This is a genomic window from Streptococcus mitis, from assembly GCF_946190065.1.
Classification (GTDB): domain Bacteria; phylum Bacillota; class Bacilli; order Lactobacillales; family Streptococcaceae; genus Streptococcus; species Streptococcus mitis_DE.
The window spans coordinates 1-233 of record NZ_CAMHZD010000255.1 but is presented as its reverse complement, the minus strand read 5'-3'; the positions used below and the strand labels follow the sequence as shown (position 1 = coordinate 233).

At 60.1% G+C, this 233-nt stretch carries 1 pseudogene; it reads right to left on the bottom strand.

The features are described 5' to 3' along the window. Positions 1–233 (bottom strand): annotated as a pseudogene (locus tag OCF96_RS10100) (lyase family protein); the annotation flags it as partial.

Below are 233 nucleotides of genomic sequence, written 5' to 3'. Positions count from 1 at the left end.
CAATCCTGATGACGGGTGATTTGCTGCACCAGCGCCGCCATCAGTCGATCCAGGTCGATAAGCGTTAATGCCAGTGCGTTTCGCAGTTGCAGCATCAATCCGGTGTCGAGAGCATCCTGACTGGTGGCGCCCCAATGCACGAAGCGAGCGGCATCAGCATCCTGCTGCGCCACCCGTGTCGTCAGTTGTTTAACCAGAGGGATCGCCAGATTACCGGCCTGCGCGGCCGCCTG